This window comes from Bacteroides ovatus, assembly GCF_001314995.1.
GTDB lineage: Bacteria > Bacteroidota > Bacteroidia > Bacteroidales > Bacteroidaceae > Bacteroides > Bacteroides ovatus.
In genome coordinates, this window is record NZ_CP012938.1 from 352561 (window position 1) to 376640 (window position 24080).

At 39.3% G+C, this 24080-nt stretch carries 16 protein-coding genes and 1 tRNA gene; 11 read left to right on the forward strand and 6 right to left on the reverse strand.

All coding sequences use genetic code 11. The features are described 5' to 3' along the window. Window positions 1-8 precede the first annotated feature (8 nt). The 5 genes from Bovatus_RS01350 to Bovatus_RS01370 form a co-directional block, all read right to left on the reverse strand. A complete protein-coding gene (locus tag Bovatus_RS01350) occupies window positions 9-590 on the reverse strand; it encodes an indolepyruvate oxidoreductase subunit beta (protein WP_004297544.1) in 582 nt (193 codons plus the stop codon). A gap of 3 nt (window positions 591-593) precedes the next feature. Further along, window positions 594-2186 carry a thiamine pyrophosphate-dependent enzyme gene (locus Bovatus_RS01355; RefSeq protein WP_004297545.1) on the reverse strand — a complete coding sequence of 531 codons (1593 nt, stop codon included), beginning with the start codon at window positions 2184-2186 and terminating at the stop codon, window positions 594-596. Window positions 2187-2269: 83 nt separating this feature from the next. After that, a complete protein-coding gene (gene mltG / locus Bovatus_RS01360) occupies window positions 2270-3307 on the reverse strand; it encodes an endolytic transglycosylase MltG (protein WP_004297546.1) in 1038 nt (345 codons plus the stop codon). A 235-nt stretch (window positions 3308-3542) separates the two neighbouring features. Next, window positions 3543-4421, reverse strand: coding sequence for a DNA/RNA non-specific endonuclease (locus Bovatus_RS01365; protein ID WP_004297548.1), 879 nt, complete (start codon window positions 4419-4421; stop codon window positions 3543-3545). A gap of 27 nt (window positions 4422-4448) precedes the next feature. Then, the gene (locus Bovatus_RS01370) at window positions 4449-5030 is read right to left on the reverse strand and encodes an epoxyqueuosine reductase QueH (protein ID WP_004297549.1); all 582 of its coding nucleotides are present in this window, start codon (window positions 5028-5030) and stop codon (window positions 4449-4451) included. Between the two features lie 212 nt (window positions 5031-5242). Between Bovatus_RS01370 and Bovatus_RS01375 the strand changes: the two genes are divergently transcribed. Both Bovatus_RS01375 and Bovatus_RS01380 read left to right on the forward strand, forming a co-directional pair. Further along, on the forward strand, window positions 5243-7285 hold the full coding sequence (locus tag Bovatus_RS01375) for a toxin-antitoxin system YwqK family antitoxin (protein WP_004297551.1): 2043 nt from the start codon (window positions 5243-5245) through the stop codon (window positions 7283-7285). A gap of 108 nt (window positions 7286-7393) precedes the next feature. Beyond that, window positions 7394-7466, forward strand: a tRNA-Thr gene (locus Bovatus_RS01380). 217 nt (window positions 7467-7683) lie between these two features. Here Bovatus_RS01380 and Bovatus_RS01385 read toward each other — a convergent pair. Beyond that, window positions 7684-8892, reverse strand: coding sequence for an ROK family transcriptional regulator (locus tag Bovatus_RS01385; protein WP_004297552.1), 1209 nt, complete (start codon window positions 8890-8892; stop codon window positions 7684-7686). A 334-nt stretch (window positions 8893-9226) separates the two neighbouring features. Here Bovatus_RS01385 and Bovatus_RS01390 point away from each other — a divergent pair, with 334 nt between their 5' ends. The 9 genes from Bovatus_RS01390 to Bovatus_RS01430 all read left to right on the forward strand — a co-directional run bounded on the left by Bovatus_RS01390 (window position 9227) and on the right by Bovatus_RS01430 (window position 24075). After that, window positions 9227-11101, forward strand: coding sequence for an FAD-dependent oxidoreductase (locus Bovatus_RS01390; protein WP_004297554.1), 1875 nt, complete (start codon window positions 9227-9229; stop codon window positions 11099-11101). A 44-nt stretch (window positions 11102-11145) separates the two neighbouring features. After that, entirely contained in the window at window positions 11146-12243 is a 1098-nt protein-coding gene (locus Bovatus_RS01395; RefSeq protein WP_004297556.1) for a DUF4434 domain-containing protein, read from the forward strand. Window positions 12244-12248: 5 nt separating this feature from the next. Beyond that, entirely contained in the window at window positions 12249-13652 is a 1404-nt protein-coding gene (locus tag Bovatus_RS01400) for a sugar porter family MFS transporter (RefSeq protein ID WP_004297558.1), read from the forward strand. A 40-nt stretch (window positions 13653-13692) separates the two neighbouring features. Then, entirely contained in the window at window positions 13693-14856 is a 1164-nt protein-coding gene (locus Bovatus_RS01405) for a n-acyl-d-glucosamine 2-epimerase (protein ID WP_004297559.1), read from the forward strand. 52 nt (window positions 14857-14908) lie between these two features. After that, on the forward strand, window positions 14909-18133 hold the full coding sequence (locus Bovatus_RS01410; protein ID WP_004297561.1) for a SusC/RagA family TonB-linked outer membrane protein: 3225 nt from the start codon (window positions 14909-14911) through the stop codon (window positions 18131-18133). Window positions 18134-18151: 18 nt separating this feature from the next. Continuing rightward, the gene (locus Bovatus_RS01415; RefSeq protein ID WP_004297563.1) at window positions 18152-19813 is read left to right on the forward strand and encodes a RagB/SusD family nutrient uptake outer membrane protein; all 1662 of its coding nucleotides are present in this window, start codon (window positions 18152-18154) and stop codon (window positions 19811-19813) included. Between the two features lie 18 nt (window positions 19814-19831). Then, complete coding sequence (locus Bovatus_RS01420; protein WP_004297564.1) at window positions 19832-21529, forward strand: DUF5018 domain-containing protein; 1698 nt, start codon at window positions 19832-19834, stop codon at window positions 21527-21529. Between the two features lie 90 nt (window positions 21530-21619). Further along, window positions 21620-22618: a phosphodiester glycosidase family protein gene (locus tag Bovatus_RS01425; RefSeq protein WP_004297565.1), complete on the forward strand. Its 999-nt coding sequence runs from the start codon at window positions 21620-21622 to the stop codon at window positions 22616-22618. A 53-nt stretch (window positions 22619-22671) separates the two neighbouring features. After that, complete coding sequence (locus Bovatus_RS01430; RefSeq protein ID WP_004297568.1) at window positions 22672-24075, forward strand: alpha amylase family protein; 1404 nt, start codon at window positions 22672-22674, stop codon at window positions 24073-24075. Window positions 24076-24080 lie beyond the last annotated feature (5 nt).

A 24080-nucleotide genomic window follows, 5' to 3' on the forward strand; every position in this document is an offset into this window, starting at 1 on the left:
GTCTGTTATTACATTAGCTTTTCTGCAATTTCCTTGCCGGCGGCCAATGCTTTAAGATTCATTTCTACAATTGCTTCTCCCTTGCGCAGGAAGATTTCACGGATGCTGTCTTGTACTTTTTCGTAGTCGATGTCAAGGAATGGAATGGTTGCTCCCAGTAAGACTATGTTGGCAACGCGGGCGGAGCCTACTTCTTTGGCTACTTTGTCTACGTTCAACACAATTTTGTGAGGCAGCTTATTGATTTCTGCCATTACTTTGTCTGCTTCCGGATAATTGGGGATATTGACAAACGGAGTTTCGTTAGTCACTAACCAACCGTTAGGGCTAAGATAGGGGAGGTAGCGCAATCCTTCCATGGGTTCCAATGAAATGATAAGGTCGCATTTACCTGATGGGATCAAGTCTGAAGCAATCGGCTGGTCGCTGATACGGAGGTTGGATTGAACATCTCCTCCGCGTTGGCTCATTCCGTGCACTTCTGCTTGTTTCATATATAATCCTTCTTTCAAGGCAGCTTTGCCGATCACTGTAGCAATAGACAGAATTCCCTGTCCACCGACTCCTGATAATATAATGTCTTTCTTCATGGCTTACTTACTTCTTTTTTTGCGTGCTAATGTCTGGATACACTCTCTGCGTGGAATAATGACAGATACACCACGATATTCGATCTCTTCGCGAATGATTTGCTTCATCTCCTCATAGTTTTTCTTCAACGGAGTAACGACGCGGATATGAGCCGGATCTACTCCGATACCTGCACAGATCGCTTCGATACGTCCGGTTCCGGCAGAGTCCTGTCCGCCTGTCATGGCGGTAGTTTCATTGTCGGAGATGACGATGGTTACACTGGCATTCTCGTTCACACAATCTAATAGTCCGGTCATTCCGGAATGGGTGAATGTGGAGTCTCCGATTACAGCTACAGCCGGGAAAAGACCTCCGTCAGCCGCACCTTTCGCCATCGTGATGGAGGCGCCCATGTCTACGCATGAGTTGATTGCATTGAAAGGAGCATTCGCGCCTAGCGTGTAACAGCCGATGTCGCTGAATACTTTATGAGATGGGTATTCTTCTTTCAGAACTTCGGTCAATGTGATATACATATCGCGGTGTCCGCAACCTTCGCAAAGTGCGGGCGGGCGCATTTCTACGACAGAAGGAATACCGAATTCTGATTTATTTTCTTTACCTACGGCGCGGGCTACAGAGTCAGGATTTAGTTCTCCATCCTGTGACAGGGTACCGTCCAAGCGTCCTTTTACTTTAACGCCGATGCCCAGATAACCTTTCAATTGTTTTTCTACAAATGGTTGTCCGTCTTCCAGAACGAGGATTTCGTCACAGGATTCAATCAATTGATGTAATTGCTTTTTAGGCAATGGATACTGGCCGATTTTAAGTACCGGATATTCGCAACCTTCAGGATAGTTTTCCATCAGATAGTTGTAGCCGATGCCACAAGCGATAATTCCTAACTTTTTGTTAGGACCATCTGTATATTTATTATAAGGTGATTCTTCCGAAGCTTTGATAAACTCGTCTTGGCGGGCAAGTAATACTTTGTAGCGTTTACGGGCATTTCCTGGTAACAAGATGAACTGACGAGGATCTTCGCTGAAAGAGATGCCATTCTGTGGTTTTTGCGCTTTGCGTTCTACTCCAGAGCGGGAGTGTGCAAGGCGGGTTACCATACGCATCAAGATAGGTTCGCCCAATTTTTCAGAGAATTCGAAACCACTGTATACCATATCATACGCTTCCTGCTGATTGCTGGGTTCGTACATAGGGATCAGTGAGAAATCTCCGTAGAAACGGCTGTCTTGTTCGTTCTGCGAAGAGTGCATGCTGGGGTCGTCTGCTGCTATCACGATCAATCCGCCTTTCACGCCTGTGATGGCAGAGTTGACAAAACAGTCGGCAGCTACATTCATACCTACGTGCTTCATACAAACTAATGCCCGTTTACCAACGAATGACATACCCAACGCAGCTTCCATCGCTGTTTTTTCATTGGCGCACCAACGGTTGTGTATATTCTGTTCGGTCGTTATTGGGGCCATTTGAATATATTCCGTAATTTCAGTTGAAGGAGTACCAGGATAGGCATAAACACCTGAAAGTCCGGCATCCAGTGCAGCTTGTGCAATGGCTTCATCGCCAAGTAAGAGTTGCTTGCTCATATATATTTCTTTTATTTAGTGTTGATCACAGTTTGTTAATCTATCGGGCAAAGATAGGCTTTTCCGTTCGTTTTATCACAAATTTACTTGAAAATCTTTCTTTCATTCAGGGCTTTCCAGTATTTTCTTGCATTTGCCATGTGGTCAGCATAATTGGATGCAAAGTTGTGAGTTCCGGAAAAATCTTCTTTAGCACACATGTAGATATAGTTATGTTTGGTATAGTTTAATACGCTGTCTATTCCCTTTTTAGAAGGGATACGGATGGGGCCTGGAGGCAGTCCGGTATTTATGTAGGTGTTATAGGGGGAATTGACTTTTAAATTTTCGTTGGTGATTCGGCGCAGACCGAAATCCTGTAGTGCAAATTTGATGGTAGGATCTGCCTGCAAAGGCATATCTTGATGTAAACGGTTGATATACAATCCGGCTACCATTGGCTTTTCTTCATTGTTGTTGGTTTCTTCTTCAACGATGGAAGCAAGAGTGCTGACTTCTTCCGGTGTCATGCCGATAGCGGTGGCTTGTGCCAGACGTTCTTTGTTCCAGAAGCGTTCGTGCTCATTCTTCATTCGTTTAAAGAAGTCGTCTACGCTCATATCCCAATATACCTGATAGGTTTCAGGTATGAAAAGGCTGGGGAGTGTTATGGTTGTGTATCCCATTTGAGCCTGGAAAGTAGAGTCGAATAACTGGCTGGCGATTTCGGCAGAGTCTATCATGAGTTGTTTTCCAATGCTTCGTGCTAACCGGTCTAATGTCCGGACACTTCCTATGGTAAGGTTGATCGCTTCCTGATAGCCTCTGGAAAAGCGACTATATACGTGATAGATATTGTCATTTGGGCGAATGGCATAACGTCCGGTATGGATATTCTGATCGAAATCTTTATATTTTGCCATCCACTGGAATCCGGTGAACTTATTGACATGCCCGAATTTTTGTATTTTATGATAGATAGAGTCGGCTGTGTCATCCCGGTCTACATAAATATATACAGTTTTAGATGGATGAAATTGAGGAGCAAACAGATAGTAATAAAAGGTGCCTCCGGCAATTGCACAAAGGAGGAATGCTCCGATTAGAATTGATAGTAGAATATTTCTCTTTTTTCTCTTCATCTTTTGAGGTATATTTAAAAAGTTCGTCAAAGATAAAAAGAATTTGGATAGGTGTAATCCCTTTCTATAATGAATCGTTGAAAAGAGGATGAATTACTCCGGACTTTTCTAATATTTAAAGATTGAATGTGCTGATTGTATTAGGTTGTATTGCGATTATTAATTCGTTCTACAATTGTGGAACGAATCAGAATTTGTATGTAGATAAGTTAGTCTTAGTGAAGCGAGTTATTAATTAGTTCGGCCAGAGGGAATAATTTGCATTTGCTTCTATTTTGTTTTCTATCTCATCGGGTAAAGGTGCGAAGAAATCCATGTTAGTCAGGCTCTCGATGCTATCCACTGTGACTACATATGAAGATAGAGGTTCTACTGCCTGCTCGTTGTTAAATAAGAAGCCGATAGCCCGTATTGGTTTGGCAAAAGGAGATAGGACTACTTTGAAAAACCGTTGAGGTACTGCGACTTTATTTTTCCCAATCGTTTTAGGTTGTTTTTCAATAATAGGTCCACATATAATAATAATGGCACTATCTGCTATAGCCCAATTCCGGATTTTTTCTTCCAGATTTTTCCATCCTCTTCTGTTTAACTGGGGATGTTGGGGGCACATATTGCTGAAATAGAATGATTCTTTCATGGCTTCAGGGCTCCATTTCATATCTGCTGCAGGAGCCATGTGGCCTTTATCATAACCTGAACGGGTGTAGTCGGCATTAGTTGCAATCGGGCCTGTCACTAATGGGTCGGCGATAAAACGATTGCCTCTTTTTTCTTTTCCTTTGGTTTCTTCCCGGGTTAGTTCGTAAGAGACCCAGTTGGGTATTTTTAAATCTTTGTTATATGATACGGTATATCCGCTGTGTCGGATGATTTGTTCTTGCAGGGGAACTAATGATATGGGTGTCTCCAGATCTTTGCCAAGTGGAATTTGAAGGGAGGTATCGGTTTGCAGTTCATTATTTTTCTGGATATTAATCTGTTGGCAATATAAGTAGACGCCAAAAAGAATAGGTATGAGCACAATAATGGCGATGATACATCCTAATCTGTTATTGGAATGTGATTTCTTTTTGAATAGCTTTCTGTTTTTGCCTTTTTTACTTCGATTCATTGGTTAGCTGGTGATGGCGGGTTTGTTTTATTCTTCTTTTCTCATGCTGAATTCACAACCGCAATATTGTTGGTTGTAGAAGTTATACTCTTTAATGATGGCGATGCGTCGTTCGCTAAGTCCGCCTTTCCGCCAATTCTGTTCCCAGTATGTGACATCCGGGTATGAAGCGGTGGCATATTGTCCGGCTTCATTAATCTGCTCCAGACTTTTCCAACGACTGGAAGCAAGCGTTGTGGTTATTACGGAAAGACCATGTTCATGTGCATAACGGGCGGTCTCCAATAAGCGTAGTTTAAAGCAACGTAGGCAGCGTCCTCCTCTTTCGGGTTCCTGCTCCATTCCTGCTATATGGCATCGCCAGTTTTCATGATCGTAATCAGCATCTATTATCTCCAATCCCAATGATTGGGCATAGCGTGTACATTCGTCTTTTCTTATCATATACTCTTCCAGCGGATAGATGTTAGGATTGCAATAATAGATAACAGGGGTGATGTGATGTTGCATCATACATTCAATAATGGCTGATGAACAAGGAGCACAACAGGTATGAAGTAAGACTTTATCGGCTCCTCCCGGAACTTCGAGTTGGAATTTCTTTTTCATGCTGTAAAGTTAGTACATATTTACGATACGAGTCAATGGTTTATGCTTTATTCAGAATAGTTTTTTATAAAAATAGGAGGGAGGATATCTCCTTTATACTGTTTTTTATAAAATCTTGTTTATTGAACTAATTCACTAAATGAGTATGAATTAACTAATTAATCTCATCTTTTTTACTATTTTTGTCCATTCAAGTTTATAACAATTCAATAATGGATGAATTAAATTGCGGGCAAGGAGAGCAAAATGCAGGCCCGGAGAAGAAAAAAAGTACCTCGAAAATAGTGAAGAGAACTTTAGTTGTGACTGCATTGGCTTTGGCGGTATATGTTGTATATTCCGTAGTTTATTTATTTGTCTCACCTGATCGTAATATTCAGCAGATCTATCTGGTTCCGGAAGATGCGGCATTTATTATTCAGTCATCGGCTCCGATTGAAGATTGGGAGAAGTTTAGTGGAAGCGAGACGTGGCAATGCCTGAAGAAAGCGAAATCTTTTGAGGAGGTGACGAAAAGTGTGGAGAAGCTGGATTCCGTTGTTAAAAGCAATAAGGTATTATTGTCGCTTGTTGGTGAGCGGGATATGCTTATTTCGCTCCATAAGACTCGTCCCACTAATTGGGATTTTCTACTTATTCTGGATATGCAGAAGACATCAAAGATGGACTTATTGAAAGACCAGGTTGAAACCGTATTGGTTATGAGTGGTTTTACTGTGACTAATCGGATGCATAATAGCATTAATATCCTTGAAATGCGCGATCCCGAGACGAGGGATATTTTCTATATTGCTTTTGTCGATAATCATTTGGTTGGTTCATACACATCCGGACTTGTCGAGTCGGCTATTGATTCGCGTAATAAACCTAAAATCGGGCTTGATCAGTCTTTTATTGAAACAGAGAAGTTGGTTTCCGGTAAGGGGCTTGTCAGGGTTTTCGTCAATTATGCGCGTGTACCTCAATTTATGTCTATTTATTTAGGTACAAGAAATGAGTACATTGATCTGTTTAGCAATTCCATGAATTTTGCCGGACTTTATTTAAATACGAATAAGGAGCGGATGGAAGTGAAAGGATATACATTGAAAAAAGATTCTGCCGATCCTTATGTCACTGCTTTGTTGAATTCGGGAAAACATAAAATGAAAGCACATGAGATTCTGTCCGGGCGGACAGCTCTTTATACGAATATAGGTTTCAATAGTCCGGTGACCTTTGTAAAGGAACTGGAGAATGCACTGTCGGTTCACAATAAACAGTTGTATGATTCTTATCAAAGTTCCCGGAAAAAGATAGAAGGGTTATTCGGTATATCTTTGGAAGAAAACTTTTTGAGTTGGATGTCAGGAGAGTTTGCTATTACCCAATCCGAACCAGGTTTGTTAGGACATGATCCCGAACTGATTCTGGCTATCAGGGCTAAAAGTATTAAAGATGCCCGTAAGAACATGGAATTCATTGAAAAGAAGATTAAGCGACGTACTCCGGTTAAGATTAAGACTGCTAATTATAAGGATTTCGAGATTAATTATGTCGAAATGAAAGGCTTTTTTCGCTTGTTCTTTGGAAAGCTATTTGATAAATTTGAGAAGCCATACTATACTTATGTTGACGATTATGTAGTTTTTAGTAATAAAGCTGCTTCTTTACTTTCCTTTGTAGAAGATTACGAGCAGAAGAATTTATTAAAAAATAATCCGGGTTTTGAAAATGCACTGTCATATTTAAAATCAAGTTCTACTATTTTCTTATATACAGATGTGCGCAAGTTTTATTCCCAGTTGAAACCGATGATGAATCCTGCTACATGGAATGAAATACAATCAAACAAAGACGTTTTGTATTCATTTCCTTACTGGACTATGCAGATTATAGGAGAGGATCAGTCGGTTTCTTTGCAGTATGTGATGGATTATAGCCCATATCAACTGGAAGAGGTTGACGTTGCTATTGCTACCGATGAAGATGATAAGGAAATGAACGAAGATGCAGAGACCGAAAAAGAGCAGATGAGCGAACTGAAACGTTTCTATATCGAAAAGTTTGAAGGAAACGTTTTACGGGAGTTTTATCCGGAGGGAGCATTGAAGAGTGAAGCGGAAGTAAAAGAAGGGAAACGCCATGGTCGTTACCGCGAATATTATGAAGATGGGACATTGAAACTTCGTGGAAAGTATGCAAATAATAAACCGAAGGGTACATGGAAGTACTATACCGAGGACGGAAAATTTGAACGCAAAGAAAAGTTTTAGATAACGTCAACAAAAGTTGATTTAAAAATTAAGCTCAAAAAATAATCGGATTCTTTTTGTTTTCTCAAATAAAGCTGTAATTTTGCACGCCGTAAACGAGAGACAAACGCCGCTATAGCTCAGTTGGTAGAGCAACGCATTCGTAACGCGTAGGTCGCCAGTTCAAGTCTGGCTAGCGGCTCTCAAATTAGAACGCTGATTATTATTTAATAATCAGCGTTCTAATTTTTACAGGATTTCCTGTTCTTAAAAAGGAAAATCCTGTGTATGTAATAGATGTGAAATATAAAAATGTAATCTATGTTGAGTCGTATTATTGTTTTAGTTGTCGCCGGAGTAGCTGTAGTCTATATCGTTCGCTTTATAGATAACTTTTTCTCCCAGCGTAGAAGATAAAACTAGCTTTCAAACATTCTACTGCGTGCCAACATGCACGCGCCGACGATTCCTGCTTTATCTTTCAACTTAGAGGTGATGATGGCTGAATCTTTATTAACCAGATTTAGAGAGTACTTGCGTACAGCTGTTTTTATAGGTTGTGTGATATAATCACCGGTTAAAGATAAAGTTCCACCTATAATTACTAGTTCCGGATTGAAGATATTGATTAACCCGGCAATCTGTTTGCCTAGTTTCTGCCCGATTTCTTCTACGATTTCAATGCAAAGCAGGTCTTCTTTATTCACGGCAGCAATTATCTCATCAAGAGTGATCGGGTTTTCCTCGGTTGTGATTCGCGTAGATAGTATGGAGCTTTCCCCACTTTGAATACGCTCCAATAAAATACGATGAAGTGCTGAACCGGAAGCTTCCGTCTCCAGACAGCCTTTTTTGCCGCAATGGCAGATTATTTCATTATCATAAGCACTCATGTGTCCAAATTCACCGGAGAATCCGGATTTTCCAGTATAAACCTTACCATCAATAATGATTCCGATACCTACTCCCCAACTTACATTCACAAAAATGATATCTTTTTCTCCTTTCACGCAGCCTTGCATATATTCACCATAAGTCATTGCACGCGTGTCATTATCAACAGTTACTTTATATCCCAATTTTTCGGATAATACATCTGCTAACGGCCTTTCCTCGAAATTGAACTGGCTGAAGCTATACCCTGATTCAGGATTTACACGTCCCGACACATTGACATTAATATTTAAGATCTTCTCTTTATTAATAGTGAGCTTCTTTATAAAATTAAGAATATGTTTGCATAACTCATTCATCCCTTCGATTGAGTTCTCAAACTTATAAGGTATATTCATTTTCAATTCTACCATATCGCCTTTGAAATTTATTAGTCCGATATTGACGGCGAATCTTTTGATGTCTACCCCCAAAAAGTAACCGGATTCCGGATTGAGCCCATAGAGATTGGGATGGCGTCCACCACTTGTTTCTAATTTGCCATAATCATTAATATATCCGTCATCACACATTTCACCAATAAATTTGGTGACGGTCGGTACACTTAAATCCAGCTCTTTTGAAAGATCGGGAATTGTAGAACTGCCATTATATATATAATGTGTAATAATCCTCTTTTTGACGAGAGCGCTTTTAGAGCCCTTTTCTATTTCTTTCAAGAATTGTTGGTTCATAACTATGCATATTTGGTAATTCACACAAAGATAATTAATTTTTTTATTAATATATGGTTTTGGAACCTTGAAAATTAGAATATCTTGTATGTTATATTCCCTATATATTGTGTAATGGACTTATATATAGGATAATGTAGTTATGGTTGAACGCGGATATAATAAATAAAATATGATGATTTATAAGGTAATTACCCCATCTATTAATTAATAATGCAAGCAATAGTGATTTTATTAATAAAATATTTTATTATCTATTGTTTATTTAATAAATATAGCTATATTTGTGCCGTGATATTATTAATAAAAGTCTATATCCTTAAATGAATTAAGTATGAGAAACTATTTTTTAGGTCTGTGTTTATTATTTGCTTTGTGTTTCACGGCATGCTCTCATTCAGATGATTCTGTTGATGTGCTAATTATTGGTGGTGGTGCTAGTGGGGTAACTGCTGGTATTCAGTCTGCTCGAATGGAGGCTGTGACATTGATAGTGGAAGAAACAGAATGGCTGGGTGGAATGCTCACTTCTGCAGGTGTAAGTGCTGTTGACGGAAACTATGATTTACCGGCAGGCCTATTTGGAGAGTTTCGCGGACATTTGGCAGATTATTATGGTGGACTTGATTCTCTAAAAACCGGTTGGGTGAGTTCAGTGTTATTTGAACCTTCAGTTGGAAATAAAATTTTCCATGAAATGGTTAATGCAGAGGAAAATCTAAAAGTATGGCATAATGCTACTTTGGTCAAATTGGAGAGAGAAAATGATTCTTGGATTGCTCAAATTCAGATGCAAGATCATACGATTAAAAAAGTAAGTGCTAAAATATTGATTGATGGTACCGAGCTAGGGGATATAGCAAAAATGTGCGGTGTGAAGTATGATATCGGTATGGAAAGCCGTCATGATACAAAGGAAGATATTGCTCCGGAAGAGAAAAATAATATAGTTCAGGATATTACATATGTAGCAATTTTAAAAGATTATGGCAAAGATGTGACTATTCCTTGTCCTGAAGGATATAATAAGGATGAATTTGCTTGTGCTTGTGCCAGTCCTGTTTGTATCACGCCTAAAGAGCCGGATCGTGTATGGTCTAAGGAAATGATGATAACTTATGGAAAACTTCCTAATAATAAATACATGATTAATTGGCCGATAGAAGGCAATGATTATTATGTAAACTTGGTCGAAATGACCCGTGAGGAACGTGAAGAAGCTCTGAAATATGCAAAACATTATACGATGTGTTTCGTCTATTTTCTGCAACATGAATTAGGTTTTAATACATTGGGCTTAGCTGACGATGAATATCCTACTGCTGACAAATTACCCTTTATTCCTTATCATAGAGAGTCTAGGAGAATCCATGGATTAGTGCGCTTTAGTCTAAATCATGTTTGTGAACCGTTCAAACAGTCCCAACCTCTTTATCGTACTTGTATCGCTGTAGGAAATTATCCTGTGGATCATCATCATACCCGTTATCATGGATATGAAGAATTGCCTAATCTTTATTTTCATCCGGTACCTTCATACGGTTTGCCTTTAGGAACTTTGATTCCAAAAGATGTTGAAGGATTGATCGTTGCTGAAAAATCAATATCTGTTTCTAATATAATTAATGGTACCACTCGTTTGCAACCGATGGTTATGCAGATCGGACAAGCAGCGGGAGCATTGGCAGCCCTTGCAGTGAAAGAAAATAAGAGTATTAGCGAGGTGTCTGTTCGTGAAGTGCAAAATGCAATATTGGACGCGAAAGGATATTTATTGCCTTATTTAGATGTTGCAATAGATCATCCGATGTTTAAATCGTTGCAACGTGTAGGTTCTACAGGAATTTTGAAGGGTATAGGTAAAAGTGTCGATTGGGCTAATCAAATGTGGTTCAGAGCAGATACTTTGTTATTGGCGAATGAACTGGAAGGATTAGGTGATGTCTATCCCTTTGTCAATAAGCAAGTTATTGAAGGTAATAACACCATATCAATTCAGAAAGCTACAGAGATGATAGGAGAGATTGCCGAAAAAGAAGGTATCGAAATAAAGGAGGGTAGAGTAGAAGAGATATGGGATGAATTTGATTTGAAGAATTTTGATATGGATCGAGATATTCTACGAAGTGAAATGGCAATTTTGATTGATCAGATATTAGATCCTTTCAATAATAAAAAAGTAGATATTACAGGACAGTATATTCAATAGGTAATGATAATATAAGTGTTAACTGCTGTTTTAATTAAACTAATATGAAAACATTAGATCGAAGAGATTTTCTAAAAAAAGCGACATTAGCTGGTGCATCAGCTTTGGCTGTACCAACTTTGTTTGAATCTTGTACTTCAAAGGCTAGTGCCAGTACAGTAGTGGTAGCTGATGGTTTGGAAAGTAAACTCATTGTTCCTAAAAACAATGGATTAAAAATCACCGGAACTTTTTTGGATGAGATTTCACATGATATTCCACATCAAAACTGGGGTGAGAAAGAATGGGACATGGATTTTCAGCATATGAAAAATATAGGAATTGATACGGTAATAATGATCCGTTCGGGTTATCGTAAATTTGTAACTTTTCCTTCTCCTTATCTGCTGAAGAAGGGGTGTTATATGCCTTCTGTTGATTTGGTAGATATGTTTTTGCGTTTGGCTGAAAAGTACGGAATGAAATTCTATTTTGGACTATACGATTCGGGCAAATACTGGGACACAGGAGATATGACTTGGGAGGTGGAAGATAACAAATATGTGATTGATGAGGTCTGGGAAAATTATGGTTCCAAGTATAAAAGTTTCGGAGGATGGTATATCAGTGGTGAAATAAGTCGGGCAACGAAAGGTGCGATTGGTGCTTTCCATACATTAGGAAAACAATGTAAGGATATATCTAATGGATTGCCGACTTTTATATCGCCTTGGATTGATGGAAAGAAAGCAATAATGGGAACGACGAAAATGACTAAAGAAGATGCCGTTTCTGTACAACAACACGAAAAAGAATGGGATGAAATTTTTGATGGAATTCATGATGTGGTAGATGCATGTGCATTTCAAGATGGTCATATTGATTATGATGAATTGGATGCATTCTTTTCTGTCAATAAAAAATTAGCAGATAAGTATGGTATGCAATGTTGGACAAATGCCGAATCTTTTGACCGTGATATGCCTATTCGTTTTCTACCCATTAAGTTTGATAAACTTCGGCTGAAACTGGAAGCTGCCAAACGTGCCGGATATGATAAGGCTATTACTTTTGAATTTTCTCATTTTATGAGTCCACAGTCAGCCTATTTGCAAGCTGGTCATTTATATGACAGATATAAAGAATATTTTGAAATAAAATAAATGTTATGAAGTCTACAATCAATTTTGGTTATCTTATATTCCTTTCTGTTGTGGCAGCATTGGGAGGCTTTTTGTTCGGATATGATACCGCGGTTATATCGGGAACAATTGCCCAGGTGACTCAACTATTTCAGTTAGATACGTTGCAACAGGGATGGTATGTAGGATGTGCTTTAGTAGGCTCTATTGTAGGTGTTCTTTTTGCAGGAATCTTAAGTGATAAGTTAGGAAGAAAACTTACGATGGTTATTTCAGCCGTATTGTTCTCTACATCAGCTTTGGGGTGTGCACTATCTGCCGATTTTACTCAATTGGTGATCTATCGGATAATAGGTGGAGTAGGGATAGGGGTTGTTTCCATTGTTTCTCCTCTTTATATATCTGAAGTAGCCGTGGCACAGTATAGAGGACGCCTGGTGTCATTGTATCAGTTGGCTGTAACAGTCGGTTTCTTAGGAGCTTATTTAGTTAACTATCAATTATTGGCATGGGCGGAGAGTGGTACGCAATTGAGTGTGGATTGGTTGAATAAAGTATTTATAACTGAAGTATGGAGAGGTATGTTGGGTATGGAAACATTGCCAGCAATCTTATTCTTCATAATCATATTCTTTATTCCGGAAAGTCCTCGCTGGTTAATCGTACGTGGAAAGGAATTGAAGGCTGTAAATATATTAGAAAAAATATATAATTCAATTACAGAAGCGAAAAGTCAATTAAGAGAAACGAAATCTGTACTGACCTCTGAAACGAGATCGGAATGGTCGTTATTAATGAAGCCTGGAATCTTCAAAGCTGTTATTATCGGTGTTTGTATTGCCATTTTAGGGCAATTTATGGGAGTGAATGCAGTGCTTTATTACGGCCCTTCTATTTTTGAAAATGCAGGACTTTCAGGTGGCGATTCTCTTTTTTACCAAGTTCTGGTAGGACTAGTCAATACTTTGACCACCGTTCTGGCTCTTGTCATCATTGATAAGGTAGGCCGCAAGAAACTTGTTTATTACGGAGTTTCGGGAATGGTTGTTTCTCTGATTCTCATCGGCCTGTACTTCCTCTTCGGAGATTCCCTGGGAGTATCCAGCCTCTTCCTGCTTATTTTTTTCCTGTTCTATGTATTCTGCTGTGCCGTTTCTATCTGTGCCGTGGTGTTCGTGCTCCTCTCTGAGATGTATCCCACCAAGGTTCGCGGACTGGCCATGTCGATAGCAGGATTCGCTCTGTGGATCGGAACGTACCTGATCGGACAGTTAACCCCCTGGATGCTCCAGAACCTTACCCCCGCCGGAACATTCTTCCTGTTCGCCCTCATGTGCGTGCCGTATATGCTGATTGTCTGGAAACTCGTGCCGGAGACTACCGGGAAGTCGCTGGAAGAGATTGAAAGATATTGGACCCGTTCGGAATAGTAAAACAAAAAGACCTTAATAACTTAATAATAAAAGATGTATGGATTTTAAGAAACTGGCAAATCAATACAAGGATGAACTCTTGGATAATGTTCTTCCTTTCTGGCTTGAAAACTCACAAGATCATGAATATGGAGGCTACTTCACCTGTTTGGATCGTGAAGGAAGAGTTTTCGATACAGATAAATTTATCTGGCTGCAAGGCCGCGAAGTGTGGATGTTCTCTATGCTTTACAATAAAGTGGAAAAACGTAAGGAATGGCTGGATTGTGCCGTTCAAGGTGGTGAGTTTTTAAAAAAATATGGACATGATGGAGACTATAACTGGTATTTTTCCCTTGACCGTTTGGGTAGACCATTGGTAGAACCATACAATATCTTTTCATATACATTCGCTGCCATGGCTTTCGGGCAATTAAGCCTTGCAACCGGTAATCAGGAATATGCTGACATTGCCAAGAAAACCTTCGATATTATCCTTTCCAAAGTAGATAATCCGAAAGGTAAATGGAATAAACTTCATCCGGGCACTCGTAATCTAAAAAATTTTGCCCTGCCGATGATACTATGCAATCTTGCTATGGAAATTGAGCATATTTTAGGCAAGGACTATTTGGAACAAGCGATGGATACTTGTATTCATGAAGTTATGTCTGTCTTCTATCGTCCCGAACTTGGTGGTATCATTGTTGAGAATGTAGATGTGAATGGTAATCTGATAGATTGCTTTGAAGGACGGCAGATTACCCCTGGCCATGCGATTGAAGCCATGTGGTTTATAATGGATTTAGGGAAACGCCTAAACCGTCCGGAATTAATCGAAAAGGCTAAGAATATCACTCTTACAATGCTTGAATATGGTTGGGATAAAGAATATGGAGGTATCTACTATTTTATGGATCGTAACGGTTGTCCTCCCCAACAACTGGAATGGGACCAGAAACTCTGGTGGGTGCATATTGAAACACTCATATCTCTTCTGAAGAGTTATCAATTGACCGGAGATAACCAATGTCTGGAATGGTTTGAAAAAGTACACGATTATACATGGACCCATTTTAAAGATAAAGAGCGTCCCGAATGGTATGGATACTTAAATCGGAGAGGTGAAGTGCTACTACCACTCAAAGGAGGAAAATGGAAAGGATGTTTCCATGTACCAAGAGGGTTATACCAATGCTGGAAAGTATTGGAACAGCTATAAACAATAATGGATATGTTAACCAATCTATATTAATAATCTAAAAATTAATTCTATGACAGAGTTTAACTCAAAAATCAAGAAGAACTCTCGTATATTGAAAATATTTATGTTTTCAATATACGCGCTATTTGCATGTGCTATCAGTAGTCATGCACAGAGTTTAGTGAAAGGAACTGTTACTGATGGTATAGGAGAACCGCTACCAGGAGTAAGTGTTGTCGTAAAAGGAACTACTAATGGCACTATTACAGATGTAAATGGAAAATATAGCATTCAGGCCACCGCAAAAGACATTTTATCATTCTCATATGTTGGAATGTCAGATCAGGAAATAAAGGTAGCAGGTCAGACGACCATTAATGTGGTTATGAAAGATGATGTGGCAGCTTTGGATGAAGTGATTGTGGTAGGATATGGTACTGCCAAGAAGCAATCTTTAACCGGAGCCGTATCTGCGGTGAAAGGCGACGAACTGCTGAAAGCACCGGCAACCAATGTGTCGAGTCTTTTAGGTGGACGTTTGCCAGGTATTTCATCTGTTCAAGTATCTGGTGAACCCGGAGACGATCAGGCTACATTACGAGTTCGTGGCTCTATTTATAATGTTACTTATATAGTAGACGGAATGCCTCGTTCTATTAATGATATTGACCCTAATGATATCGAAAGTGTATCTGTTTTGAAAGATGGAGCTTCTGCAGCTGTTTATGGATTAAAAGGAGCCGGTGGTGTTATTATTATAACTACAAAAAAAGGTCAGGAAGGAAAATCCAAAATCACTTATAATGGTTCAATAGGAGCATCTATGAATGCAAACTTCCCGCAGTTTATGAATGGACCTCAATTTGCATATTATTATAATATGGCTGACATGATGGATAAAATGGCTAATGGAAGCATTTCAAACATTAGTCAATATAATCCCGTTTTTACAAAGGCGAATGTGGAAGCTATGTTGAATGGTGATCCTACTGACGGATGGGATAATGTTAACTATATTGATAAAGTATTTGGAACTGGTATCAACCAGAAACATAATGTAACCATACAAGGAGGCAGTGATAAGATGCGTTACTTTGCTTCTGTGGGTTATTTAGGTCAAAAAGGTAACATTGACAATTTCTCTTACAAGAGATACAATTTAAGAACTAATCTTGAGACTCAACTGGCTAAGAACTTCCAGTTAAGTTTAGGTATTGCAGGAAATGTCGGTAAACGTGAAACTCCGGGATATGCTTCAGGCGGTACGGATTCTAATTCCGAATTGGGTGAACAAGGTTGGTTGTCAGTAGCTCATCAGACTATAATGATGCATCCCTATTTGCCGGAAACATATGACGGACTTTATACTGCTACTACACAGAATAACACAAGTCTGCCCAACAGTCCGTTGGCTGCTATTTATGAATCCGGATACAAGCATACCAATAGCTTTGATTTGCAGACCAACATCTCATTGCAATACAATGTGCCTTGGGTTAAAGGTTTGAGTGTAAAAGTAACCGGAGCTTATGACTATACAACTTCTCATAATAAGAATTTGAATACGCCTTACTCCACATATATACATAAAATGCCGACTTCGACAGCAGATTGGACTTGGTCTAAAGCAGACGATCCTCGCGGCACAGCAAATGGAATAAATTTAGGTGAAGGACAGTATAGTTCTCATCAAATGGTAGGCCAAGGAAGTATAAACTATGCAAGCTCCTTCGGAAAACATAATGTAGAAGCAATGGTATTGGCAGAAATCCGGGATTATAAAGAAAACAGTTTCTCCGGCTATAATAAGAACATGAGTTTCTCTGAACTACCGGAATTGAGCTTTGGACAACCGGCAGACTCTCCAATCTCGGGATACAGTGATGCAAACCGTAGTATTGGTTATGTTTTTCGTTTGAAATATGACTATGACAATAAGTATTTGGCAGAGTTTACAGGTCGATATGATGGTTCTTACAAATTTGCCGGCAATGTTAGTGGGAAACGTTGGGCATTCTTCCCGTCAGCGTCAGTAGCGTGGAGAATATCTAAAGAAGATTTTATGTCTAGTCTGACATTTCTGGATGATATGAAGATACGTGCATCTGTCGGTTTATTAGGAAACGATGCAGTGAGTCCGTATGCTTTCCTTAGTACTTACAATTTGATGGATGGTAACAAAAATGCATACCAGACAATTCTGAATGGAAAAGTAATGCAAGCATTACGCGCCTCTGTAATTGCCAATCCTACTCTAACTTGGGAGAACACCTTAACCTACAATGCAGGATTTGACTTTACGATGTGGAATGGTCTGTTGGGAATGGAGTTTGACGCATTCTATAATTATACCTATGATATTTTGACAGCAATGGGAGGCGATTACCCGCCATCTATGGGAGGATATTATTATACTTATGCCAACTATAATAAGGTGGATAGCAAAGGCGTTGAAGTAACGGTGAGCCATCGTAATAAATTAAACTTGGCAGGTAAGCCATTCTCCTATGGCGCAAGCTTCAATCTGACATTTGCAAGAAACCGTTATCTCCGTTATCCAGATAGTCCGAACACAGTAGAGTGGAGAAAACGCACAGGACGTAGTGTTGATGCTTCTGTTGTGTGGGTTGCAGATGGCTTATTCCGTTCGGAAGAAGAAATAGACAATTCAGCCTGGTATGGCACTCGTCCTAATGTCGGTGATATCAAATACAGAGATTTAAATGGTGATGGTAAAATAGACGAAGATGACAGAACACGTGTTGGACGTGGCAATCGTCCCGAATTAACTTACGGTTTGAACCTGAATTGTGCTTGGAATGGATTCGATTTAAGTGCACAATTTACTGGAGGTGCACTGTTTGATGTATCGTTGACAGGAACTTATTACAATGGATATGACGATAATACAGTCTGGACACAGGCATTTAAAGAAGGTGCCAACTCACCACTATATCTGGTTCAGAATGCATATACAGTAGAAAATCCGAATGGAACATTCCCACGACTTACACTGGGTAATCAAGGACACGGAGGAGATAATGGATTAGCTTCCACTTTCTGGTTGCGTAACGGTAGATACCTTCGTCTCAAATCCGCACAATTGGGTTACACATTCCCCAAGAGATGGATGAGTCCTGTCGGCATTCAGAATCTTAGAATTTATGTAGAAGGTTCTAATTTATTCACGATTTCCGGTCTTCCTGATGGAATCGATCCTGAATCTCCGGGAGTAAATAACGGATACTATCCTCAACAACGCACCATTATGGGCGGTATAACTTTGACTTTCTAAACCTTTAAAAGTTCTATTATGAAAACAAAAGTATTAAGTATCATATTGTTGGGAGCCTCTTTAGGGCTTGGCTCATGTAGTGATTATCTGGACATGACTCCAACAGACAGAGCATCAGATAAACTTGTATGGAGTAAACTCGACTATGCAGAACAGGCAGTCAACGATTTCTATCGCTATATAGATTATTTAGGAGTCTACAGGGATGGACAATGTTTGGCAGGAATGACAGAAGCTCTGACAGATCAGCTTAAATATGGTTCCTACAATTATATGGCTAAATGTCAGATACCTAGTGAAATTGCTTATGGAGGTTCTGTTCTCACAGTGAATTATGTTAGTACTTACCTTGGCAACTGGGGGACGATGTACGAATATGTGCGCCGTGTCAATGAAGGTATCAACAAATTAAAGAAATATGCTTCATTTGGTCAGGCTGATGAAGAACGCTTGGAAGCTGAAATGCGTTTCTTCAGAGGGTATCTCTATACAGATTTATTAAAGCGTTATAAAGAAGTGATTATATACGATGAGAATCTGGATAATATAAAAAAGGATATGCCAGTTAGTTCGGAAGCCGACGGATGGAATTTTGTATATAATGATCTAAAATATGCCGGTGAACATTTGCCTGTTGATAAAACTCCTAACGGACGTTTAACTAGCGGAGCTGCTTATGCAATGTTATCGAGAGCTATGTTGTATGCGGAAAGATGGGATGACGCTCGTATTGCAGCTGAAAAGGTGATGGGAATGGGTTATGAATTAGAAGCAAAAGAAGACTATTCAAATGCCTTTAAAGCAGGAAGCAAAGAAGCCATTCTACAATATTGTTATGATAAGAGTTCCACTGTGACTCATGACTTTGATGGATATATGGTTCCTGGAGGTGATAAAGCGCTCGACGGCAATTCCATGACCGGAGGATTCGGTACCCCGACACAAGAAATGGTTGAATCGTATGAATATGCAGATGGTAGTGGCTTCCCCGATTGGAGTGCATGGCATACTGCTGAAGGTACTACAACGACTCCTCCTTATGCCAAATTGGAACCACGTTTTAAAGCTACCATTCTCTATAATGGAGCAACATGGAAAGGCAGACCGATAGAATCTTTCGTAAACGGTACTGATGGTTGGGCTGCATGGAAAACAGATGCCAAACCGGAAGGACGTTCTACTACCGGGTATTATTTACGTAAACTGGTAGATGAAGCTCATAATTTTACTTCCATACAAGCCAGTACACAGCCATGGACAGAAATTCGTTACGCAGAGGTATTACTGAATCATGCAGAAGCATGTTATCATCTGAATGGCTATACGGATAAGGCAAATAAAGACATAAAAGATATTCGTAACAGAGTGGGATTGTCTTACACAGACAAAAGTGGGGATGATTTAATGAAAGCCATCCGTCAGGAACGCAAAGTAGAACTTGCTTATGAAGGACATTATTATTGGGACATGCGTCGTTGGAAATTATCTGCGACAGCATTTACCGGTATTCGTCTTCATGGAATGAAAATAGAGAAAAATGCAAATGGGTCTTTCACTTACATTTATACAGAATGTGATGATAAAGATCGTAATTTCCCGACTAAGATGTATCGTTTCCCAATGCCACAGGCAGAGTTGGACAATAACGGTGCGGTAACTCAATATGCAGAATGGCAATAAATCTAAAATGAAAACATTATGAAAAAGAATATATTATATCTATTATTAGGGATTTTGGCTCTCACGAGTTCTTGCCAGGATCCGGAATATGTGCTTCCTACTGCGGACAGACAGGGAATCACGAGCTTGACTGCACTCTTTACTTCTGGGCCATACGTGGATAAAGAGGCTGTGGTATATACTATTGCAGATGCTTCTGTAGATAAGTATGTAATTCCTATGCCATGGTATTATCCGGAAAATAGTGATAATGAAACTTCAGAATATATGAAAGCGATGAGGATTCAGGCAAAGTTGGCACCAAACTGTACTATTGAACCGGTTCTTTCAATTCTCGATCTGACTAAAGAGAATTATTTCACTTATACAGACGCTCAAGGATATAAGAAACAAATCTGCATCACAGGCGAAAGAGTTAAGTCTACTAAGTGTCAGTTATTAAGTTTCTCAATACCGTCTGAAGACATTACAGGTATTATTGATGAAGACCACAAAACTGTATCTTTAATCTCTGCGGAAGATTTATCTTCTTGCTTGGCAGATTATTCACTGTCGGCTCATGCGACCATGTCTCCGGATCCTAAAACAGAGCCTCTTAATTTTAATTCACCTGTTGAGCTTACAGTGATTGCTCACGATGGAGTGACAAAGCAAACTTATACTATTCAAAAAGCAGTACCGGATAAGATTCCTTACGGATATAGAAAAGGTAGTGAGACAGAATTATTTAAATTGGATATGGGAGTTATCGGCTTACCTTGGACTGGAGCAAATGCACCTTCTTTAGCTGTTTCCGGAAATAATCTGGTAGTTTGCTTGGGTGATGGTACCACAACTCCTGCATATTACAATGCATCTACGGGAAATAAGATTGGTAATGTAACTTTGGGTAGTGTGAGTGTTGCATCTTTAGGATGTATGACAAGTGATAGTAGGGGAAATATATTATTAGCAACGAAGGCTACTAATGGCAAGTCTTTCTCAATCTATAAGACTTCTTCTGTTACGACTGCTCCAACTTTATTGACTACTTATACTAATAATACAGGGTTAGATATGGGTACGAAAGTGTCTATTCAAGGAGATATTAATACTAATGCCTCTATTATTGCTACTTGTGACGGAACAGCCAGTTCAGGTTCCAATAAGTTTGTTCGTTGGATTATAACAGACGGTGTATTGGGAAGTCCTCAAGTAGTAACAGTGAATGGTGTAGGTAATTGGGGAGCTCCCGCATCAAACACTAAAGTTGTGACTAAAGGAACTACTGCTCAAAGTGATTATTTTTTGTCATACTATGATTCTAACATTCTTTATTGGGTGAATGGAACAAATAATAATGCAAGTAAATCTCTGGAAGACTCCGACAATGGTAATTCTTGGGCAATGAATAACAACTGTCTGGATACAAGAAGCTTTAATAATGCACAATATCTTGTATTGGTATGTACAGCTCATTTCCCGCAATGGGGTGGAACTCCATGCTTATATATGTATGATGTAACGTCAGACGGATCATTCACTGGTACAATATCTACTTCAGATGCTCTGTCATTCAATCCTTCACTTTCCTCATACAATTCATCCGATGGTGTAGCTGCAACAGGTGATGTATTGCTTGCTCCGACAACAGATGGATATAAGCTCCGTGCTTACTACGTGGATAACAACTGTAAGGTTATCGGAGGATATGAATTTGATTGTATCGACAAATAATTAATCTCTTTATCTCATATATGATGAGAAAGTATCTACTCGTCATATATGGGATAAAGAAATCCGTAAATCATTTAAAGGAGTAGCTATATGTCAACAAAGAAAAAAATGTCATGGTTGTTATTATTACTACCTTTTTTTATAGCATGTGGTGATGATAACACTGATATTCCGGATTGGCCATGGGCAGAGCCGGAGACTCCAACTGAACCTGTTGAAGCCAATCCTGATATTGTAAATTTGGGCTGGACTAATGTAAAAGACACTTATGGAACTTTACCTGAACATATCAACGTATATAAATCACCGGAAACATTGGAAGGCAAAAAGGCGATAGCTTATATTGCTGTGGGTAATATGAGTAAAGCAACATTTGGTGTATTAGGAGAAAAAACAGGATTGAAAAAGCCAAAAGAATTTTATGAAGAAAATAACTCCACGATTGTAATCAATGGAGGTTTCTTCTATGAGGGTTCATTAAGCCTAATATGGCGTAACGGTGAAATGGTGTGTAAGAACAATGATGTAACAGCAGAAGATTGGACTAACGGTCCATTCTGGTATCCTGTATTAGCTGCATTCTGTGAAATGAATGATGGCTCATTCAAATCAATGTGGACTTACACAACACTATCCAATGTTACTTATTGGTATTCGGAGCCCTCACCGGTAAAATCAGAAACAACTCCTGACGAAAATTTTCCGTCTACAGGAACTGTCTTAAATGCTAAAACAGGAATAGGCGGTGGCCCCGTACTTCTGTTGGATGGAAACATAAAGAATACATACGAAGAAGAAATCTTATCAGATATTGGGGCCACGGTGAACAGACCTCGTTCGGCTATTGGTATCACCAATGATAAGAAAATGATTCTTTTTGTGTGTGAAGGAGATGGAATGACAACGGGAGTTGCCGGTATGACCACCGAAAATGTAGCTAATATCATGAAAACACTGGGATGTACGGATGCTATCAATTTGGATGGCGGTGGTTCCAGTTGCATGTTAGTCAATGGGCAAGAGACTATCAAGACAAGTGACTCCAGCGGAGACGAAAGATCCGTAGCATCAGTAGTCACTCTTAAATAAAAAATGTACTGCGGATATATCAGGCAGTATCTACCTAATAAAACAAGTATGATATGAGAAAATTTCTAAAAATACTAATATTGACTTTCTTGGGAGCAGTTACAATAACCTCCTGTAGTGATGATTCTGATGGAATTCCCGGATGGCCGTGGAACGATAATTCGACAGAAAAGCCGGACGAGCCGGATGTTGCAGAAGCTAAGCCACGATATATTTGGATTGATGCGGCTGCTAATTTTCCTGACTATGCCAATAGTAAGGAAAACATAGCCAAAGATATGGAAAAGATAAAAGCGGCAGGATTCACTGATATTATTGTCGATGTACGTCCCACTACAGGAGATGTATTATTCAATACTAATGTTGTAGATCAGGTGAAACGTATGGATGTATGGGGTAATTCCGGATATAGTTATTATGAAAGGACGGAAACTTGGGATTATTTACAGGCATTTATTGAGGAGGCTCGTATACAAGGATTAAAAGTGAATGCTTCTATCAATACATTTGTAGGAGGCTATTTATGTCCGTATAATTTAGGACATGATGGAGTCTTGTTCCGTGATGAATCAAAAAAAGGATGGGCTAGTGTAGCTAATCTAGCTGACGGGCTAACCAATACGATGGATTTGTTGGACGATGAAACCGATTATGGAGCGAAATTTTTCAATCCCGCTAATGATGATGTACAAAACTTTGTTTTACAGTTGTTGGCCGACTTGGCTAAATATGATTTGGATGGCATCATATTGGATCGTTGTCGTTATGATGACTATGGCTTAGAAAGCGATTTTTCAGATATTTCCAAACAGAAGTTCGAAGAATACATCGGTGAAACTGTAGCAAACTTCCCGGCAGATATTATGGCACCCGGTACGGATGAAATACCTTCTGACCAGCCTGTTTATTTTAAGAAGTGGTTGGAATTCAGAGCGAAAGTTATTCATGATTTCATAGTAAAGGCACGCGAGAAAGTTAAATCTGTCAATAACAATATCAAGTTTGGAGTTTATGTTGGTGCCTGGTATTCAACATACTATACATCAGGCGTGAACTGGGCCAGCCCTAAATACAACACCTCCGCTTATTATCCGAAATGGGCTACTTCCGATTATAAGAATTATGGATATGCGGACCATTTGGACTATATCTTTTTGGGTGCTTATGCTTCCGTGAACAATATATATGGAAGTGGCGAATGGACCATGGAAGGTTTTTGTAAGAATGGACGTGAACTGTTACAAGGAGATGTACCTTTTGCAGGCGGACCAGATATCGGTAACAGTACCGGATGGACTGACGGAGGACAATCTGCAAAAATTCCGGATGCTATTGATGCTTGTATCAGTAATAGTGACGGCTTCTTTGCCTTCGACCTTTGCCACGTTAAGAAATACGACTATTGGAACGCTTTTAAAACAGGCTTTGATAAATATCTGGAATCTATCGAAGAATGAGGTTT